The sequence below is a fragment of the Actinoplanes sichuanensis genome (assembly GCF_033097365.1).
Taxonomy (GTDB): Bacteria; Actinomycetota; Actinomycetes; order Mycobacteriales; family Micromonosporaceae; genus Actinoplanes; species Actinoplanes sichuanensis.
The window spans coordinates 6,457,789-6,477,520 of record NZ_AP028461.1; the positions used below are offsets into that span (position 1 = coordinate 6,457,789).

Sequence of the window (19,732 nt, forward strand, 5' to 3'; positions counted from 1 at the left end):
TCAAAGCGGTACACGCCGTCTACGCTCCATCGGTTCAGCGCTTACTCATGGTGCAGTCAGGATCGGGTCACTCGAACCGCAGTTCCTCGGTGCGTGAGATGCAGCAGGCGGCCGGCAGTACCGGGTGGGGGTCTCGCGCCGGCGATATTCTTGGGTGGACATGGAGTTTCGAATCCTCGGACCGCTCGAGGTACTTCGCGGTTCGGAACGGATCGTGCTGGGCAGGCGCCGCGGGGAGCGCTGCCTGCTCGGCCTCCTTCTGCTCGACGCCGGTGAGGTGGTTCCGCTCGACCGGCTCGTCGATCTCCTCTGGGACGGCGATCCTCCCGTTACGGCACGGGGCACGGTCATGACCCACATCGCCCGACTGCGGTCGCTGCTCGACCCGCACCGCGATGGCCGCTTGGGCGTACGCATCATCCGGGTCGGTGACGGATATCTGATCGACGTCGGCGCTGCCACGGTGGATGTCTGTCGGTTCCGGGAGCTGTACGAGCGGGCGAGGAACACCGCGGGGGTGGCCGAACAGTCGGCGTTGCTTCGCGAGGCGTTGCAGTTGTGGCGCGGTCCGTTGCTCGCCGACGTCGCGTCCGAGCGGGTACGGCAACGTGCCGCGACCGGTCTGGACGAGTTGCGCCTGTCGGTGCTGGAGTCCTGGGCGGACGCGGAGTTGGCGTGCGGCCGGGCGTCTCAGGTGATCGCTGCGTTGGCCGATACGGTACGCCGCCAGCCACAACGGGAGCGGCTGGTCGGCGCGTTGATGCTCGCGCTGCACCAGGAAGGGCGGCAAGCCGAGGCCCTGACCGTCTACCGTCGGACCCTCGACCTCCTCGGTGGGCGACTCGGGCTGGAACCGGAGCCGGACCTGCGCCGGCTGCACGCGTGGATCGCGCAGGACAGGCCGACGGTTCAACTGCCGCCGCTCGCCGGTGGGCCGGACGCTTTGCGGCGGCTCGACGCGATCCTGGCCGCGCATGCCGGTGACCTCGGGCCGACCGTGGTGGTCATCTCGGCCGCGGCCGGTGCCGGCAAGTCGACCCTGGCCGTGCACTGGGGCCGTCGGGCACGACAGCAGTTCCCCGACGGCCAGCTCCATGTCGACCTCCGTGGGCGTACGGCTGCGTCAGCACTGCGGCCGATCGAGGCCCTCACCGTTCTCTTGCGGGCTCTCGGCCTGCCGGCGGACCGAATTCCCGCCGATGTGGACCAGGCGGCCTGCGTCTACCGCAGTTCGGTGGCCGGTCGCCGGCTGCTGCTGGTCCTCGACGACGCCCGCGATCCGGAACAGGTGCGCCCGCTGCTGCCCGGCGATCCGGGCATCATGGTGTTGATCACCAGCCGTAACCGGCTGGGCGGGCTGGTCGCTATCGAGGGCGCACATCGGCTGACCTGCGATACGGCGCACTCGCTGCGTTCCGCACCCTAGCCACCCCCAGGACCCTCTCGTACGGGAGAAAGCCGAACCGTCGGGAGTCGTTGGGATGCGTCGGGTTGTCGCTGAGCACGGTGAGCACGCCCGCGGGCACTCGGCCGTCCGGGGTGTGGCACCGTCCCGGCAGCCCCGGCGGAATCGGATCGCCGGCCACCGCGGTGCACCGTTTGATCATCCAGATGCGCCGGTCCCGTACCCCCGCGGCGGCTGTGGCCCGGTAGCCGCCGTCGTCGCTGTCCGGGTGCTCCAGAACGACGATCTGCCCTGGTCGGACCTGGGCACCGGACAGACGCCGGACCAGGACGCGGTCACCGTCGCGGAGAGTGGGGAGCATGCTCGCGCCCCGAACGGTGACCAGGACGAGTCGTCGGCGCTGGACCAGGACCGTCGCACCGAGCAGACCGGCCGTGCCGAGCACCCCGATGAGCAGCATCCATCCGGTCATCGCCGCACCATCGGCTGGTGTACGTCCTCGCCGGGGCGGGCTTCGCGATAGCCCCGGGCCTGGAGAGTGAACAGGCCGGAGTAGACCCCACCGGCCGCGAGCAGGGAATCGTGGTGGCCGGTCTCCACGACGACACCGTCCTGCAGGACCACGATCCGGTCGGCATCCCGCACCGCGCTGAGCCGGTGTGAGACGAGCAGGCTGGTACGTCCCTGTCGATGCCGGGCGAGCTGGGTGTGGATCTGCTGTTCGGCCTCGGGGTCCAGTCCGGAGCTGGGCTCGTCCAGGATCAGCAGGTCCGGTCCTCCCTTGACGAGCGCGCGGGCCAGGGCGACCCGCTGCCACTGCCCGCCGGAGAGCACCACGCCGGCGTCCGGACCGGACTCGCCGGTGAAGATCCGGGTGAGCTGGGTGGAGTACCCCTGCGGCAGCCGGCTGAGGACGTGGTGGATCCCGGCGCGGTCCGCGGCCTCCTGGACGCGACGCGACTCCTGCTCTCCGGCCACGTCGGCCAGGGCGATGTTCTCCTCGGCGGACAGGTCGTAGTTCATGTAGTCCTGGAACACGACGCTGAGCCGGGCTCGCAGATCCTCGATGGTGAATTCCCGAATGTCGACGCCGTCCCACAGCACCGCCCCGCGGGTCGGGTCGTAGAACCGGCAGAGCAGTTTGACCAGCGTGCTCTTGCCCGATCCGTTGCGCCCCACAAGCGCCACCGACCCGCCGCACGGGATCGTCAGGTTCACTCCGCGCAGCGCCCACGGGTGCTCCGGGCCGTACCGGAACCACACGTCCCGCAGCTCGATCCCGCGCCTCAGCGGCGGCGCCGCGCGCCCCGGGACGGCTCGCGGGAGATCCGATGGATGGGCCTGGACGGCAGCGTGATGCGCGAAGAGCAACAACGACTGCTGAACCCGGGCAGCGTCCGAGATCCCCCGGCCCAACGCGGCCTGCACGCCGGCCACCGACGCGATGAACATCGTGACGTCGCCGGCGCTGAGCCGTCCGTCGGCCGCCGCGCGGACCGCCCACAGCAGCCCTACGCCCGCCACCACGGCGGCGGTCAGGGCCAGTCCGCCGTGCACGACCAGGGTGCGCCGGTCCAATCGGTCCTCGACGGAGTGCGCGGCGAGTCGCTCCGCGCGCATCCGGCTCCGCAGGAAGCCGCCGGCGCTGAAGAGCCTGATCTCCTTCGTCGCCTGTACGTCGGTGAGCAGGGTCGCGTAGAACATCTCCCGCCGGTGCCGAGGGCTGATCTCCCAATAAGCGGCGGCCTGCCCGCGGGCCAGCCATAGTTGCGCGATCAGAGCCGGCACCGCCGAGCCCAGCAACAACACGGTCATCGCCGGACTCAGTACGGCGAGCGAGGCCACGAAGCCGACCACGATCGCCACCGCGCCGAGTAGTCCGAGCACGCTGTCGAGGACCAGGGCGGGTGCGTTCTCCGCCTGCTGAGCCATCCGCAGCCGGTCCAGGAAAAGCGGGTCCTCGAGGTTCCGCAGTCCCTGCTGGCGCCCCACCGCGGCGTAGAGCCGATCCTGGACGAGCAGGCCGGACCGGCGGCTGAGGCGGGCCTGGAGATAGCGGTTGAGCTGGGGCAGGACGGCGGTGCCGGCGGCGGTCGCGGCCAGCCCGACCGCAAGACCGAGCACCGCCGAGGGCGCGACCGGGGGTTGAGTGACCCGGTCCAGGATCGACTTGGTGAGCCAGGCCGCCGCCACCGGCGCCACCACTCCCACCGCAGTCGTCAGGACGTAGGCCGTCACACACCACCGGGCCGGGCGCCAGACCAGTCCCCACACGGCCGGAAGGTGGCTCAGCGCCGCCTTCTCGGCGTTCGCGGCACCGGTCATGCGAGCGCGGCGATCTGGATCTGCTGCGGCCGGTACGCCGACGACCGTACGACACCGGTCTCCCCGATCACGTAGTAGACCGGGTAGCCGCTCACCTCGAACGCCCGCGCCATCGGGCCGTCCTCCGGATCGAACAGCACCTGAGAGACCGGTCCCAGCTGTGCCACCATCGGCGCGGCCTCAGCGGCGGTGCCCGCCACCACGGCGAGCACACGGTGCCGCCCGCCCGGGGTGTCGCGGGCCAATTGCAGGAACGCGGGAAGGTTCTCCTCGCACGGCGGACAGCCGGGCTTCATGAAGGCGACCACGGTGTCGCCGGTCAACACGTCACGGCTCACCGGCTCGCCGTCGACGGTGGTGGCCGTGAAGCCGCCGACACGCTCACCGGCGGGAATCAAGCCCGGCGATGCGACGCTGCCACCGCCGGCCGCGAGCATGGCCGTGTGCGTGCGCAGGCGCCTGATCACGCCGAGCATCAGCAGCAGGTTCAGGGCGGTGACCACGCTGAGGAGCACCAGGGCGGCGATTACGTACGTCATCGGAAGTCCTTGTCGTCGGAGAGTGCCGGGGCGGCGGCACGGCGGTGAACAGCTCGATGAGATCGTCGAGGCAGATGATCAGCACGGCGGCGGTGATGCCGGCGACTGCCGCGATCAGCACCCCGGCCGGGTCCGTTCCGTTGCCGGCGGGTCCGGTCAGGCCGATCACGGCCGCGCCCGCCAGCAGGCCGTTACGCAGCAGATGCCAGTGGCTGAGCGGGGATTCCCGGTGGCCGAAGCAGCGGCACGGCGCGGGCGTGCCCCGCACCAGAGCGACGGCCACTCCGGCCGTCAGCACGCCGAGCAGGCCCAGCGCGACGGTGAAGCCGGCAGCGGCGGTGCCGTCGGCGATGAGCAGCACGGGCACGGCCGCCTCGGTGAGGCCCAGAGCGACCGCGACGGACGCCACCGTCCGGGCGGGCATCAGGCGCAGCTGACGCAGCGACTCGGTGAAGTCGCGCATCCTCGTGCGGGAGCTCAGTTTGCCCAGGGCCGCCGCTACGAACACGGCGCCGAGCAGGACTCGACATGCCGTCGAGAGATACATCGCGACCATCACTTCCCGTCGGAGGTGCCGGCCCGGCCGCACCGGACGCCGGGCCGGCGACCGCTCAGCACAGGCCGGCGTTGCGCCAGACCTGCCGGTAGACGTAGCAGCCCTCGAAAGTCTCCGTGTAGCAGTTGTAGAGCTGCTCTGCGCCGTGGCTGGTGCACCGGTAGATGCCGGTCCCACAGCAGCTTCCGCAGCAGGCTGCCTGTGCGTCCGCCCGCGGGAGGAACCGACCGAACAGACGGTCGCCGATCCGCTCCACTGCGGTCGGCCGGCTGCCGGCCGTCACCTTCGATGTGAGTCGTCTCATGCCATGCCCTTTCACAGACGGGTCCGGGAACGCCCCCGTGACGTCCCGCTCGGTCGAGAGTGCGGCGCGGCTGTTGACAGACCTTGGACATGATCACTGCTGGTGATCAGGCGTGCACCGTTTGCATAGACTCGGGTCGCTATGGACTTCTTCGTGCTCGGACCGCTGGTCGTCCGCGATCGGGACGAGCCCGTCCGGCTCTGCCCTCGCCGGCGCGAGCGCTGTCTGCTCGGCCTGCTGCTGCTGGAGCCGGGCCGGCCGGTGACCGCGGGCCGCCTGGTCGACCTGCTCTGGGACGGCGAGCCGCCGGCCCGCGCCGAGGCGATGCTGCGCAGTCACGTCTCGCGGTTGCGCAGCTCGTTGTCCGGCCTGAACGAGGTACGACTGCGCCGCCAGGGCGCGGCCTACCTGCTGGAGGTGGCGCCGGACCGGGTGGACGTACACCGGTTCACCGCCCTGGTGCGAACGGCCTCGCAGGTGACCGGCCCGGACCGCCGCAGCCGGATTCTGCGCGAGGCGTTGGGGCTGTGGCGCGGGAACCTGCTGGCGGACATCGCCTCCGACCGGCTGCGGGATCGGGTGGGCGAAGACCTGACGGAGGCACGCCTGGGCGCCGCCGAGGATCTCTTCGAGGCCGAGCTCGCCTGTGGATGGCATGACCAGGCGGTTCCGGCACTCACCGACCTGGTCGCGGATCATCCGTACCGTGAGCGGCTGATCTCGCTGCTCATGCTGGCGCTGTACCGTTCGGGTCGGCAGACCGACGCCCTGGAGGTCTACCGCCGCGCCCTGGCCCGGCTGGCCGGCGATCTGGGCATTTCGCCGGGTGCCGGCCTGCGCCGTCTGCACGAGGCGGTGCTCTGCCGTGATCCGGAGATCGACCCGCCGCTCACCTCGAGCGGCTCCACTCCGCTCGCCTCCCCTGTGGTGCCGGCTCAGCTCCCCGCGGCGCCGCGGCACTTCTTCGGTCGGGAGGGCGATCTCGCCGCGCTCGCCGCGGCCGGTACCGGTGCCGCACTCGTCACCGTCGAGGGGGCAGCCGGAGTCGGCAAAACCGCTCTCGTCCTGCGTTGGGCGGCCGCCGCCCGCAGACGGTTCACCGACGGCCAGCTCTTCGTCGACCTGCGTGGGTTCGCCGCCGAAGCGCTCCTGTCGCCCTCCGACGTCCTGTCACAACTACTCCGCGCGCTCGGCGTCCCCGCTGCCGACCTGCCCGCCGACACCGCTACGGCGGCGGCGAGATTCCGGGCGGTCGTCGGCTGGCGACGAATGTTGATCCTGCTCGACAACGCCGCCGGCGCCGAACAGGTCCGACCGCTGCTGCCCGCCGGGCCCCGGTGCGTCGTGGTGATCACCAGCCGCAACCGGCTGGCCGATCTACCCGGGGCCGGGAAGGCCGTCCGGATCACGCTGGGCCCCCTGCCCGTGAGCGACGCGATGGGTCTGCTGCGAGCGTTCCTAGGCACCGAGCGCATGGACCAGAGCCCGGGCGCGGCGAACGCACTCTCCCGCGCCTGCGGCCACCTCCCGCTGGCGCTGCGGATCGCGGCGGCCAATCTCGCCGACGACCCGGGCCGGTCCATCGCCTCCTACCTGCAGGAGGCGGCCGCGACCGGCCTTTCCGCATGGAGCGTCGAAGGCGATCCCCACGCCGCGGTGCGACGAGCCTTCGACCTCTCGTACGCGAAACTGGCACCCCCGGCCGCCCGCCTCTTCCGGTTGTCGGGCCTCGGTCCCGGCCCGATCCTGTCGATCACGGCCGCGGCCGCGCTGGCCGGCGGCAACGTCGACGAGACCCGGGCGCTGATGCGGGTGCTGACCGACGCGCACCTCGTGGAGGCCGGTCGACCCGGCCGGTACGAGATGCACGACCTCATCGCGTTGCACGCGCGGGAACGGCTGTCCACCGACGAGCCGGCCGCGCACCGGGAAGCGGCCCGTGCACGGCTTTTCGGCTGGTATCTCGGCGTCTTCCACGCGGCCCACGCGCTTCTCGCACCACACCGGCGGACGCTGCCGGTCACCTCGCCCGATCCACCCGTCCCGCCGGAGTTCCCCGTCACCTGGGAGACGGCCCTGACGTTCCTGGACGCGGAACGCCCCGGCCTCGTCGCGTTGATCCGCTCCGCCGCCGCAGCCGCACTGGACGAACCCGCCTGGCAGCTGGCGTACCTGCTGGGGCCCTACTTTCAGCTCCGCGGTGACGGCCCGGACAGCCTCGAGATCTATCGGATCGGGCTCGGCGCGGCCCAGCGGGTCGGCAGCCCGTCGGCCCAGGCCGCGCTGCACAACAGCGCCGGGATCGCCTACGCGACGGCACACCGGCTGCCGGAGGCGGCCGAACACCTGTCTCGTGCCGTCGCGCTGTTCCGCGAAGGCGGGCAGGCCGACGCCGAGGCCGGCGCGCTGACCAACCTGGGCCGCCTCCTGGCCGAGCAGAACCATCTGCCTGAGGCTCGGGCGGCGTTCGAACGGGCGGTGCGGCTGCGGGCCGGCAGCGGCGACGCGGCACGGCTCGGCTTCATCCTGAACAATCTCGGCGGAACGCTGGCGGCGATGGGTGAGACCCGCCGGGCCGATCGATGCCTGAGGCTCGCGCTGGCGCTGCATCGCCGCAACGGTGACCTGGCCGGGGAGGGCAACACGCTGGACAGCATCGGCGCCCTGCAGCTGGAGACCGGCGCGGTGCAGGAGGCACTCGTCAGCCTGCACACCGCCCTCGACGTCCTGCGCGCGGCGGGCTACCGAGAGGCCGAGGGAGTGACGCTCGCCAACCTGGGGCGGGCGTACCTGCGCCGGGGAGACACCACGGCGGCCGTCGGATATCTGCGCCGGGCCGCCGACCACTACGACGAGGCGAGCGACTGGCACCGAGCCGAGCAGATCCGCCACGAGCTGGATGCCCTGGTCGGCGGATCCTCGCCCGAGGATGCCGATGAGACCGGGGATCTCGACCAGCCTGGTCCCGCTACGGTCGGAGATCAATCAGATGGGTAGGCGCGATGCGTATTCCGGCTGGCCGCTGTGGGCGGCCGCCAAGGAGAACCGGACGTTCTACGCGGCGGGCTGACCGTCGGGGTCCATCAGTTCGAGGCGGAGGATGACCGGCTCGGCCGAGTGGCGACGGTCGGTTTCGCCGTACTTCTGGGTGAACTCGGCGATGATCTGGTCGTAGTGGTCGACGTCGGACTGCAGACGGGTCAGCGTGTAGCCGCAGGCGACGTCGCACGGGCGCCGGCCCGGCCTGCCCTCGGCGGTGATGTGCTCACGGCCGAAATCGATCAGCAGGTCGGCGATGTGACTGCCGTCGATGTAAGAGTCGCCCCGGTGTTCGACGTAGCGGACCTCCCGGCTGGCGATCCAGGCGCCATCACGGCAGAACGACAGCTCGGTCATCCACCACTGGTCGAGGGTTGTGGTGATCTCGTTGTGCCACAGTTCATGGAAGCGCCGTTCGGCGAACTGGCCGAGCGACGAACCCACGTTGATCTCCAGGTGGGGCGAGGCGGAGGCGCGGGTGCCGACCGGGTAGAACGAGATCAGCGCCCGGTCGTCCCACTGGTGCAACTGGAAGGCGGGCAGCGCGTCGTACGTCTTGACCATCAGATTGTCGGCGTGTGTCGGGATCATGGCGTCCCGGCAGTGGTGCAGGTAGCGCAGGTTCTCCACGATCACCCGGCGTACGTCGACCGGGGTGATCTCCTCGGCGCGCTGTTCGGTGGCCTTGGCGTCCGGGTCGAGCAACAGGATCTGGATCCGCACCCCGCGCCCGGCGGCGATCCGCAGCGCCTCGAGGAAGCGGTCGCGCTGCCGGCCCTCCAGGATGTGGTTGCCGGTGTCCATGATCCGCACGACCGAGGCGGCGTACTCGACATTGCGGCTGAACCGGATGTCGTCGAAGAACGGCTGCTCGCTGACTCGGGCGTTGCGCAGCTCCTGAATGACAGCTCCCATCGCCCGTGATGGTGAAAGTCGGACCGACCGCCCCGCCGCGCGGCCGTGCAGGCCGCGCGGCGGGGGCTCGTCAGGGCCGGTGGCGCGGGGTGAGCGTGAAGGTTCCCTCGCCGACGTCGGTGAACGTGCGGGTGTACTGCCGCAGGTACGTGTCGAGGAACGGCGACCGGTCACCCTGGGTCGGCACATCGAGCCGCGGGTTCTGCAGGGCGAGGTTCATTCGCGCGCGGGTGATCTCGATCGTGTTGCCGCTCGGGGTGTCGCGCCAGCTTCCGCTGCCGATCGTTCCGATCTGCACGCCCAACCGATGACCCACCTCGAAGGTCCAGTCCGTGGACTTCAGGTCGAACGCGACGCGGCCGGCTCGTTCGATCAGCGCCACGTTCTCGTCGAACATCACCGCGGTCCCGTCCGGGGCGACGTCCCACAGCCGCGCCATGACATTGCCCGGCGCGCTCGCGTGCATCGTGATCTGCGGGGTGCCGGTGATCCGCAGCCGGGACTCGACCGGCGTGGACCAGGTGAGATAGCTGTGCGTGTCGGCCGCGAGGCCCTTGGCGGCGGGCGGAGCGGGATCGGTGTAGTGCTCCATGTCCCACTCCTGGCCGGTGGGCACGGCCAGGGTCGAGGCGATGCCGTCGTCGACGTACCGCCCGTCGGCCAGGGCCGACCTGGTGTGGGCGGACGGCGTCGGCCAGGTCGGCTGGGCGCGCCACGCGCCGGTGTTGTCCTCGACGGCGTAGGCCGGGTCGTGCACCGCCGGGCGGATGCCCTTCAGGTAGCGGTCGTAGAAGCGCATGACCTCGTCGAAGAACCCGGCGCGACCCATCAGCAGCTGCCCCTGGCCGTTGGTCTCGTTGCCGCGGACGTGCTCCCACTGCCCCAGCCAGCCGCGCTCGACGCCGTGGTGGTTGTCGAGGAACTCCTGCATGTCCTCGGGCTTGGTGTTGTTCTCGATGAAGCCCTGTGTGACGAAGAGCGGGGTGTTCGTCCCCCTGGCCTGGGCCGCCAGGTCACGCGCGCGCCAGTAGGGCGAGCCGGGATCGGGGTTGTCGTTGTTCGCGAGGTTGTCGGCGAGGCATTCGGGGTGGGCCTGCTCGTACTGGGCGTTGGCCCGATAGCGGCCGGTGTCGTCGGGTAGCGGCGCCATCGTGGCGATGCCGTTGTAGGCGTTCGGAGTACCGGTCACGTTGGGCCGGGGCACCCCGTTGCTGAACAGGTAGTTGTACATGTCCCACACCGGCTCCTGAGCCACCACGGCCTTCAGGGCGGGCAGGCGCAGATTGTTGCCGACGAGCCCGGTGACGGCGTCGTACGACTTGCCGTACATGCCCACCTTGCCCGTCGACCACGGTTGCGTCGCCACCCACTGGATCGCGGCCTTGACGTCGGCCTGCTCCCCCGGGCCCATCCAGTCGAGGCAGCCGGTGCTTCCGCCGAAACCACGCAGGTCGACCATGACGTAGGTGTAGCCACGGGCGAACAGGCCGGTGCCGCTGGTGAAGTCCGCGAACCGGCTGGACGGGCCGGTCCGGGTCCACCCCTCCGGTCCGGTCTGGCCCGCGTGGCTGAAGTACGAGCCGACCGCGAGGATCACCGGCGTACGGGCGCGCGCCGGCAGGTGCGCCGGGCGCAGGACGTCGGCGTGCAGCTCGACGCCGCTGTCGTCGGCGGACGGGAAGTAGGCTTCGGTCCACACCGCGCCCTCCGGCACCCGTGGGTTCTCCTCGTGGGTGGCTCCCGGTGGCGAGACAGCGGCGGCGGTCGCCGGGCCACCCACCGCGAGAGCGGCAACCGTGATCAGCGCGGCGGCCGCGGCCGCTGCCCGTCTGCGTAGATTCATCCGACCTCCAAAAAATCGGCCGTCCATTGAGCAACGTCGATAAGTTTGCCAGGATGACGCCATGACGACGGGGCGACGGTTGTTCTCGGCACTGTCCGTGGCGGCGCTCGTGGTGGCCGGCGCCTTCCACACCGCACCGGCGACGGCCGCGCCACCGACCGGCGATCCGGACACGCCGTGGCGCATGCGGCACTGGCCGCAGACCCAGCCCTGGCAGGTCGACGAGGCGGTCACCCTGGGCGGCCCGGCGGGCACGCCACAACCGATCGACCCCCAGCGGTACGAGCTGCCGGACACGATGACCTGGGACGACTATCGCGCCGTGCCGGGCACCGACTGGGCCGACCCGGCGGTGCGCGGCTCGGAACGCACTTTCAACGGGGCGCTGGTGCTGGTCGACTACCCGAACCAGCCGTTCGTGGTCACGCAACCGGCGAACTCGACGATCTACGGGAACCCGTCCGGCGTACAGAATCTGGATCGCTCTGAAGTGCCGGCGTTCTACCGGGACTTCCTGAACGAACCGGGGACACTCAACCGCGGCCACACCATCCACGAATATTGGATGGAGGACTCGAACGGGCGTTTCGGCATCGACCTGAGCGCGTTCGGCGTCTATCAGATGCCGCACTCCAGTCACGAGTACGGCATCGAGAACTCCATGCAGCGCGGACTCGGTTGCCCGGCCGACGACGTGTGCGGGCGTGACCTGCGTACCGACGCGCGTGCCGCCTGGATCGCGGCGGTCGGCGAGCAGGAGGCGGCCTCGTACGATTTCGTCTTCTTCCTCTCGGCTGGCCAGGACGAGTCGGCCACCTGGCAGGAGTTCGGCCCGATGAAGTTCACCGCCAAGGAGGACGTGAGCGAGGAGTTCGGCCCGCCGGACGCGTCGCTGCCGAACTGGAACGCGACCCGGTACGTCGAGTGGACCTCCTGGCAGGCGTCGGCGAACATCTGGCCGAACGCCACCCAGGGCAGCTCACTGCAGGCGGAGAGCTCCGGCATGTCGACGTACGCGCACGAGTTCAGCCACATACTCGGCATCGGCGACAACTACAACAACCCGTACTCGGTCCCGGCCCGCCGCGACTACAGCGGACCGTGGGAGATGCTGAGTCGCGGCACGTTCAACGGACCCGGCGGACCGCACAGCCGGTGGCTGATCCCGGGAACCGCGGGCTCGTCGATGGGCGCACAACACATGCTGCGCAACAAGATGAAGCTCGGCATCGTCGACGACACCGCGGTGCTGAGGCTCTCCCGCGCGGGCCTGGCCGAGTCCGGCGTCGTGATCACCCGGGTGACGGCGCGCGTGGTCGATCCCGGCCCGCGCCGGCCGGCCGGTATCAACGTCACCCTGGACGGCGGCGACCGTGGGCCGGCCTGCAACACCGCGACGGACCCGTACTGCGACGGCGGTGGATACGACAACTACACCCTGGAAGTCGTCGACCGGATGGGCTTCGACTCGTTCACCCCGGACTCCGGCGTGCTACTGGCCAAGACGAAGAACGCGGATGCCGCCCCGTTCATCTGGACCATCGACGCCAACCCGCAGGACATCGACAAGGTCGACTTCGTGCTGCCGGACGGCACGCCACAGAAGATGACGATCGGGGACTACCGGCAACTCTCCGACGCGTTGTTCCACGCCGGCACCGGATCGGGCAGCCTCTTCGAGTACGCGGACACGGCCAACCGGCTGCACTTCTACGTCCTGGACCGCAGCCGGGACCGGCACGGCGTGCTCTCGTACGAGGTCGCGGTCCGCTCCCTCGACGGCGCCGGGCCGGCGGTCCGCGGTGTGCGGGCGTCGCCGGCCATCGCCCGACCCGGGCCGTCCGGCTGGGCCCGGTGCACGATCCCGATCCGCAACACCGGCCGGGACGCCGACGTCTTCCGGATCTCCGCGCCGGGGGCGGTGCTGCCCCGGGCGGTCGTCGGAGTGGCCGGCCACCGGTCGGCCACGGTCGAGGTCTACGTCAAGGGCGTGCGGGCGGTGCCGGTCGAGGTCAGGTCGGAGAGCGACCCGGGCGCGACCGCCACGACCTCCTGCACCGCGCGACGATGACGGGGCCGCCTCTGCGCTATTCGGGGCAGGTCGGCTGGTACGCCACCTCCGGGATGTAGGCGGCCCACTCGTCCGCCGTGAAGCCACCACCCGCCGCCCCGCAGGCGACCGCTGCGGGCTCGTCGCGCAGCGCGATCAACGACGAGTAGTCCCACAGCACCGCGCGTCGGCCGCCGAGTTCCCCACCGCTGGCCGTCAGGGTCCGTCCGTCCGGATGCGGCACCAGCGACTTCGACCCCAACGAGGCGCGCCGCATCGCCGTCATCCGGACCGGGCCGGACAGCTCGCCCACGTCCCAGAACGCCACCGAGCCGTCCTCGGAGCCGGTGGTCAGCGTCCGCCCGTCCGGCGCGAACGCCACCGACCGTACCGCGGCCCTGGTGCCGGTCAGGATGGCCTGCCGGCGAGCGCGGCCGTCGAGGTTCCAGACCGCTGCCGTCCGGTCGGCGCTGCCGGTCGCCAGCATGCGCCCGTCGGGGCTGAACGCCGCACCGAGTACGGCGTCCGCGTGCCCCTTGAGCGTCGTGCGCCGCACCGGCTTCGTCCGGTCGGTCACGTCCCAGAGCGCGACCGACCGCCCTTCACCCACCGCGATGGTGTGCCCGTCCGGGCTGTAGGTGACGGCCTCGACCCAGTCCACGCCGTGCAGGAGGGACAGCAGCGCGGCCCGGGACGGCTCGGTGACGTCCCAGAAAGCGATGGAGTAGTTCCCGATGTCGACGGCGAGCGTGCGCCCGTCCGGGCTGAACGTGATCCGCCCACCCGGTTCCCCGCCGGGCAACCCGCGGACCGTCTTCGGCGCGCTCGGGTCACCGACCTCGGTGAGCGTCAGCGGCGCTTCGGGCGTCAACCCGCCGGCGGCGATCAGGGCGCCGGACGGGCTGACGGCGGCCGCGCCGATGCCCCCGTCATGGACCCGCACGGTGGCTCGCCGGAGCGGGTGGGCCCGGTCGGTGACGTCCCACACGGTCGCCGTCCCGTCAGCGTGCACGGTGGTCAGCCGCCGCCCGTCCGAGGTGAGGGCCGCCGTCACCGTCCGCCCGGCGGTCCCGTCCGCTTGTCCGACGGCTGTCGGCTCACCGTGCGCCGTGGCATTCCACAGGCTCAGCGTGCGGGTGCTGCCGACCGTGGCCAGCGTCCGGCCGTCCGGGCTGAACGACATCGATCTCGGGGAACCGCCCTGGTCGCTGAGTTCGAGCATGGGGACGGGCGTGTCGGTCAGGTCCCAGAGCCGCGCCGTCCCGTCGTCGTCGCTGCTGGCCATCGTCCGGCCGTCCGGGCTGAACGCCACGGCGTGAGACCGGGTCGGCGCCGTGTCGCCCCGCTGCGGCCTCGCCGGGTCGTCCAGGCGCCAGAACGCCAGAGTCCCCGCATCGTCGTTGGTGGCCAGCAGGGGCCGGACCGGGTGGACGGTGACCTGCGTCCAGTCGCCGGGCAGCGTACCCACCTTGGTCGGGCGGGTGCGGTCGGTGATGTTCCAGACGGTTCCGGGCGCGCCGGCGGCCACCACGCTACGGCCGTCCGGGCTGAACCCCAGCGGCGCCGGATATCCCTCGGTCTGCCGGGTGAGCAGTGCGGGACGGGCCGGGTCGGACACATCCCACAGCGACCACACGCCGTCGAGGTCGACGACACCCAGCATCTTTCCGTCCGGGCTGAAGGTGGTCCAATTGCCCGCCGGTTCGGGCACGGTACCGACCAGGACCGGATGGGCCGGATCGGATACGTCGAACAGTTGCGGCGTGAGCTCGAAGCCGCCGGACATCACGAGCAGCCGGCCGTCCCCGCTGAAGACGGGCTGGGCGGTGAAGAGGAAGCCGTCGAGCGGGGCGAGCCGGACCGGGTTCGCCGGGTCGGCCACGTTCCACAACCCGGCCGTGAAATCCGACTCGACGACCGCGATGACGCCACCGGACCCGTGAGCGGCGTACCAGGTGTCGCTCATCGTGCCGGCCCGGCGGGTGGCGGCGACGATTCCGGCCAGCTCGGTACGGGCCTCGGTGCCCGGCTGGATCCGCTGTGCGGCGATTCCCAGGCGCAACGCCAGCACCGGGTCGTTGTCGATCGTCGCCTTCGCCTGGTTGATCAGGCGTCGCCCGGTGGTGACCCGCTTCTGCTCCTCGGCACCGGCCTCGTGTCGGCGCGCTTCCGCGGCGGCCGCTTCCGCTTTCCGCGCGTTCTGCTCGGCGAGGGCCTTCTGCCGGCGGGCCTCTTCCGCTGCCTCGTCAGCCATCCGCTGCTGTTGCTGGGCGTTGCGCCGCTGCCGTTCGGTCTCCGCGGCGGCCTCCTCGGCGAGACGTTGCTGCTGCTCCGCGATGATCCGCTGGCTCGTCGCCTCCCGCGACGACTGCTGTGCCAGTTCGCGTTGTTCGCGGGCCACCGCCTCCTGCTCCCGGGCCAGCTCCCGGGCGCGTTTCGCCAGCTCCTGCTGGCGGCGCGCGGCCTTCTCCTGCCGGTCCGCTTCGGCCGCCGCCCGCTGCGCCGCGAGCTGCTGTTCCCGGGCGCGTTCCTCCTGCCGCTTGCGTTCGGTGGTGGCGGCGCGTGCCCGAGCCTCCTGGGCGCGCGCGTTGTCCTGCTGGCGGCGGGCCTGCTCGGCGTACCGCTCAGCCTCGCCCCGCTGGTGTGCGGCGTCCCGCTGCTGGCGCTGAGCCTCCACCGCCGAGGCCGTGGCCCGGTCGGCGTTGTGGTCCGCGAGCACGGCGGTCCCGGACGCCACCACGGTCAGCAGCGCGACGGCGGCCACCGCCACCCGCCGCAGCCGGCGGCTCTGCCGGTGCTGCCGGAGGTCCTCGCTCTCCAATTCGTCCTTGCCGACCCCGTGCATGGGCGCGGCCAGCTCCGCGATCGCGTCCCGGAACCGGGAGTCGCGCAGGTTCAACCTCCGGTCGTCGTTCGCCCACCGCAGGTCGAGGAAGAGCGGCTCCTCGGCGAAGACGCCACGCAGGGCGTCCGGCACGGCCGTCGAGTCCGCGGACAGGTCGTCGGCCTCCGCGTCCCATCGCCACTCGCCGTCGGTCACCACGGGCAGGATCCGGCCGGCCGGTTTCGTCGCGATCCAGTACTCGATCTCCCGGTTCACCCACGCCGACCGGGCCGCCGCCGGCGAGGCGAGGAGCACGAACCACTCCGAGCCGTCCAGCGCCTTCTGGATCGACGACCACAGCCCGGGCGTCACCGACAGGCCGGTCTGGTCGCGGAAGATCCACAATGCCTGGCGACGGTGCCAGGGCCTCGCGAGCCGGTGCAGTCCGCGCTGGACAGCCGGCGCCAGCTTGCCGTCCGCGGCATGGCTGTACGAGATGAAGCCGTTGAAGCGCAATGCCCCGGTCCCTGTCCTCGTTGGTGAACGCCGACCGATTGTGCACGCCGGAGATCATCCGTGGAATTCGGTACGGGGTGTGGTAATCGTTGTCGCCATGTTCGCCGGGATGGATGAGATCGACTGGACGTCGATGCGGCACGCCTACGGGCCCGCGACCGAGATGCCCGAGGTGCTCCGCGGGCTGGTCGCGAAGCGGAAACGGATCCGGTCCTGGGCGCAGGACTGCATGTGGGGTGGCATCCACCACCAGGGCGACGTCTACGAGTGCACGCTCCGGGCCGTCCCGTTCCTGCTGGAGGCGGCCGCGGCACCGGGCGTGCCGGGCCGGCCGACGATCCTGCGCCTGCTCGCGAGCATCGGCAGCGCGGAGGTCGACGACCTCGGCCGGCTGCCCGAGACGGGCGGCCTGTGGCGGGCCGCGCAGCCCGCCGTGGCCGAGGGTCATCCGACGTTCCTGGCGCTGCTCGCCGACGACCGGAAGAAGGTCCGGCGGGCGGCGACCGAGGCGCTGCTGGTCGACCGGGAGCGGACCGCGGAGACGCTGTCGGCGTTGCGGGGCCGGCTCGCCGTGGAGAAGGACGTCGCCACCCGGGCCGCCGTCATCGAGGCCATCGGTGTGATCGCGCGACGTCTGCGTGCCGGACGGCTGCACGGCGCCGACTTCGACGAGCTGCTCGGCTGGCTCGGCGGGCTCGCCGCCGGGTCACCGCATCCCGACGTGCGGCTGGCCGCGTTCACCGAGCGGCTGCGCCTGACCGACGAGCCGGACGACGACCTCGCGACCACGCTGTACGACATGCTCGGCGCGACCGACGCGATCGACCTCCGGGACCTGCGGGAGGCGCTGGGCGACCGGGTCACCGTCCGCAACACTCTGCTGGCCCGCACCTTGCGGGAGGGCCCACCGGCGCGGAAGAACAACGCGATGTGGGCGGCGTCCGGGGCGACCAGCCACTGGCGCGGCGACTACAGCGACGTGATGCTGGCCTGCGTCGAACTGCTGCCGGATCCCCGGACCCGGCCCCTGGGCCTGCGCATGCTGACCGGGGATTCCTGGCCGCTGGTCGCGCCGGTCGCCGACCGGGTGTTCGAGTTCGTCGAGGCCGCGCTCGACCGCGGCGCCCCGGTTTACGCCGCTCAGAAACCCGACTTCTGGAGCTTCGACGGCGGTACGGTCTGGGCGCTCACCACCACGCTGGCGAAACTGCGCGACCCCCGGGTGTTGCCGATCATCGCTCGGGCCCTCGAGGAGGACGCGCTGCCGGTCGACTGCCGGCCACCCCTGTTCGCCTACCGTGACGAGATCGTGCCGCTGGTCCCGCTGCTGCGCCGGCAGATCCGGCGGACGATCGCCGCGGGTGATCACCAGTCCGGTCTGAACCTGCTGTGGCACCTGCACCGCGCGGGCCCGGCGGCGGCCGAGGCGTTGCCCGAGGTGTCGGCCCTGGTGCCGTACGACGACTTCTGGGGTGAGTCGTTGCGGGCGCTGGCGGTGATGGGGCCCGCCGCGGCTCCGGCGCTGCCGCTGGTCCGGGAGCGTCTCGCCGACGGCGATCCGCGCACCGTCGGCCACGCCGCCGAGGCTCTGGCGGCCATCGAGGGCGGTACGGCCGAGGCCGAACTGCGGGCCCTGCTGGCCGACGCGGACGCCCACGTGCGTACCGGCGCCGCCAACGGACTCCGCGCGATCGGGGTCCCGGCCGTGGAGGTGCTGCACGCCTACGCGGAGGACGACTACTGGTCGTTGCGCACCATCGGCCCGGACGCGGCGCCCCTGGTGCCCCGGTTGCGTGCCGCGGTCGAGACGGCGCGATGGCCGGAGGGGGTGCTCACCCTGCTGTGGCAGATCACCGGTGACACCGGCACGTACCTGCCCGCGCTGATGGAGAACTTCACCCGCGAGCGGTCCCGCCACAATCTGACGGCGGAGATCTGGGCCGAGATGGGCCCGGCGGCGGCCGCGGCCGAGCCGTTGCTCCGCGCGGAACTGGCGAACCCGGTGCGGGCGACGTATCGGCCGAACAGCCACGGCAGCTCCGACGTCGAGGACGACGAGGCCTTCGTGACGACGTGCCGTAGGGCGCTGGCCGCGGTCACCGCGACCGGCTGACACCCCGAGCCGCGCCGGCCGGTTCGGTCACCGGCCGACGCGGCTCGGGGTCAGCCCCGGCTGGAACCGAATCCGTACCTGACGGTCTGGGTCGCCGTGCCGTCAGCGGTGTGGCCGGTGACGGTCAGCGTGTGCCAGGTGTGTGCCGTCGCCGGGGTGAAGCGGACCTCGGCCGCCCCGGTGGCGTCGGCCGTGACCGTGCCCGCCGCCACCTCGGCGCCGCTGAAACCGAGCCGGCCGGGAACGCCCACCCCGCCGTTCGGGCTCCACTCGTTCCACGAGCCGTAGTAGTCGACGACCGGGTCGACGATCTCGACGTAGAGCCGGCGGGCGTCCGACTCGGCGCCGTCCCGGGAGATCGCGACCACGTTGAAGATCTCATAGGTCGGGTACTCCGGGGTCCAGGCGACAGTCGCCGAACCGTCCGGCGCGGCGTCGACGGTCTGCGGCGATTCCGGGAACCAGCCCCAGTGGTAGCGGTAGCTCACCGGGCGTGGTGGCCTACCTGTACGTTCACGTTCACCCGGCGCGTCGCTGACCGAGATCTGCCTGGTCTTCGAGCCGATCCAGGACGAAGACGCCCGCCACACCCGAACCGCCGGAACCCGGGTACTCGGTCTCGACGTACTTCCGCGGCAGAATCGCCGGCTCCGCGGCGGGCGCCGTGTTGTCGATCCTCAGGTAGCAGGTCTCGCCCCACTCGCCCTGGTCGTCGTAGTCGGCGGCCTGTGCGCTCCAGGCCAGGACCGTGCCGTCGGCGTACGAGCGCAGGTTCGTGCTCACCACCGGGGTGGCCCCGCTCCCGCTCCCGATGGGCGTGCGCTCCTCCGGCTTGTCGACCGGCCAGATCGCGAACGTGGTCGTCGGGTAGGACGACGGGTCGGCGTCGGCGGTGTTCGCGGTGAAATAGGCGAGCCCACCCGCGACCGGTGCGTCGGTGATCGTGCCGCACGGCCGGTCCGGGTAGCGCAGGCGCAGGCCGCTGACGGTCGGCAGGTGGTTGGTGGACATGCTCAGGTTCAGCGGGCGCAGGGAGCGCCAGGCGTTCGGGTCGCTCTCGGCGGAGGCCGCCAGCCGTACCCCGAAGGTGATGGTCTTCTCCCGGCGGGCGAGGGCCGCCGAGACCAGATCGGCCGCCTCGACGGTCAGGTAGGCGCCCGGGCAGACGACGCCCTTGCCGAGGTTGCGCTGAGCGACGAGTTCGAGGTCCTTCGCCGGCGCCAGGTGGTCCGGTCGGTGACCGGGCCGGTACGCCACACCTCGGCCGGCGCCGCGACCGCGCAGTCGGCGACCTTGGTCTCGG

Annotated in this window: 14 protein-coding genes; 4 read left to right on the plus strand and 10 right to left on the minus strand. The window is 71.7% G+C overall.

Translation table 11 applies throughout. The annotated features are described in order from the left end of the window. Positions 1 to 160 precede the first annotated feature (160 nt). Positions 161 to 1,426 (plus strand): AfsR/SARP family transcriptional regulator, encoded by a 1,266-nt coding sequence (locus Q0Z83_RS29945; protein WP_317786576.1) that lies wholly within the window; start codon positions 161 to 163, stop codon positions 1,424 to 1,426. Here Q0Z83_RS29945 and Q0Z83_RS29950 read toward each other — a convergent pair. The 5 genes from Q0Z83_RS29950 to Q0Z83_RS29970 all read right to left on the minus strand — a co-directional run bounded on the left by Q0Z83_RS29950 (position 1,365) and on the right by Q0Z83_RS29970 (position 5,129). Next, the gene (locus tag Q0Z83_RS29950) at positions 1,365 to 1,877 is read right to left on the minus strand and encodes a S26 family signal peptidase (RefSeq protein ID WP_317786577.1); all 513 of its coding nucleotides are present in this window, start codon (positions 1,875 to 1,877) and stop codon (positions 1,365 to 1,367) included. The genes Q0Z83_RS29945 and Q0Z83_RS29950 overlap by 62 nt on opposite strands. Beyond that, positions 1,874 to 3,730 (minus strand): ABC transporter ATP-binding protein, encoded by a 1,857-nt coding sequence (locus tag Q0Z83_RS29955; protein ID WP_317786578.1) that lies wholly within the window; start codon positions 3,728 to 3,730, stop codon positions 1,874 to 1,876. The genes Q0Z83_RS29950 and Q0Z83_RS29955 overlap by 4 nt, the downstream gene beginning before the upstream one ends. Next, positions 3,727 to 4,128 carry a TlpA disulfide reductase family protein gene (locus Q0Z83_RS29960; protein WP_317786579.1) on the minus strand — a complete coding sequence of 134 codons (402 nt, stop codon included), beginning with the start codon at positions 4,126 to 4,128 and terminating at the stop codon, positions 3,727 to 3,729. Before Q0Z83_RS29960 ends, Q0Z83_RS29955 begins: the two co-directional genes overlap by 4 nt. Then, positions 4,112 to 4,816, minus strand: coding sequence for a MauE/DoxX family redox-associated membrane protein (locus Q0Z83_RS29965; protein ID WP_317786580.1), 705 nt, complete (start codon positions 4,814 to 4,816; stop codon positions 4,112 to 4,114). Before Q0Z83_RS29965 ends, Q0Z83_RS29960 begins: the two co-directional genes overlap by 17 nt. A gap of 64 nt (positions 4,817 to 4,880) precedes the next feature. Next, the gene (locus Q0Z83_RS29970) at positions 4,881 to 5,129 is read right to left on the minus strand and encodes a hypothetical protein (RefSeq protein ID WP_317786581.1); all 249 of its coding nucleotides are present in this window, start codon (positions 5,127 to 5,129) and stop codon (positions 4,881 to 4,883) included. A 141-nt stretch (positions 5,130 to 5,270) separates the two neighbouring features. Between Q0Z83_RS29970 and Q0Z83_RS29975 the strand changes: the two genes are divergently transcribed. Next, positions 5,271 to 8,126: an AfsR/SARP family transcriptional regulator gene (locus Q0Z83_RS29975; protein ID WP_317786582.1), complete on the plus strand. Its 2,856-nt coding sequence runs from the start codon at positions 5,271 to 5,273 to the stop codon at positions 8,124 to 8,126. Between the two features lie 57 nt (positions 8,127 to 8,183). On the opposite strand, the gene Q0Z83_RS29980 is transcribed toward Q0Z83_RS29975, so the two are convergent. Both Q0Z83_RS29980 and Q0Z83_RS29985 read right to left on the minus strand, forming a co-directional pair. Next, on the minus strand, positions 8,184 to 9,083 hold the full coding sequence (locus tag Q0Z83_RS29980) for a hypothetical protein (protein WP_317786583.1): 900 nt from the start codon (positions 9,081 to 9,083) through the stop codon (positions 8,184 to 8,186). A gap of 70 nt (positions 9,084 to 9,153) precedes the next feature. After that, positions 9,154 to 10,926 carry a CocE/NonD family hydrolase gene (locus Q0Z83_RS29985; protein WP_317786584.1) on the minus strand — a complete coding sequence of 591 codons (1,773 nt, stop codon included), beginning with the start codon at positions 10,924 to 10,926 and terminating at the stop codon, positions 9,154 to 9,156. 61 nt (positions 10,927 to 10,987) lie between these two features. Here Q0Z83_RS29985 and Q0Z83_RS29990 point away from each other — a divergent pair, with 61 nt between their 5' ends. Further along, positions 10,988 to 12,997 carry a M6 family metalloprotease domain-containing protein gene (locus tag Q0Z83_RS29990; RefSeq protein ID WP_317786585.1) on the plus strand — a complete coding sequence of 670 codons (2,010 nt, stop codon included), beginning with the start codon at positions 10,988 to 10,990 and terminating at the stop codon, positions 12,995 to 12,997. Between the two features lie 16 nt (positions 12,998 to 13,013). On the opposite strand, the gene Q0Z83_RS29995 is transcribed toward Q0Z83_RS29990, so the two are convergent. Continuing rightward, positions 13,014 to 16,316, minus strand: coding sequence for a TIR domain-containing protein (locus tag Q0Z83_RS29995; RefSeq protein WP_317786586.1), 3,303 nt, complete (start codon positions 16,314 to 16,316; stop codon positions 13,014 to 13,016). A gap of 109 nt (positions 16,317 to 16,425) precedes the next feature. Between Q0Z83_RS29995 and Q0Z83_RS30000 the strand changes: the two genes are divergently transcribed. Next, positions 16,426 to 18,429, plus strand: coding sequence for a HEAT repeat domain-containing protein (locus Q0Z83_RS30000; protein WP_317786587.1), 2,004 nt, complete (start codon positions 16,426 to 16,428; stop codon positions 18,427 to 18,429). A gap of 50 nt (positions 18,430 to 18,479) precedes the next feature. Here Q0Z83_RS30000 and Q0Z83_RS30005 read toward each other — a convergent pair whose 3' ends face one another. After that, entirely contained in the window at positions 18,480 to 18,917 is a 438-nt protein-coding gene (locus tag Q0Z83_RS30005) for a hypothetical protein (protein WP_317786588.1), read from the minus strand. Between the two features lie 31 nt (positions 18,918 to 18,948). Beyond that, positions 18,949 to 19,686, minus strand: a complete 738-nt coding sequence (locus Q0Z83_RS30010; protein WP_317786589.1) for a hypothetical protein — start codon at positions 19,684 to 19,686, stop codon at positions 18,949 to 18,951. Positions 19,687 to 19,732 lie beyond the last annotated feature (46 nt).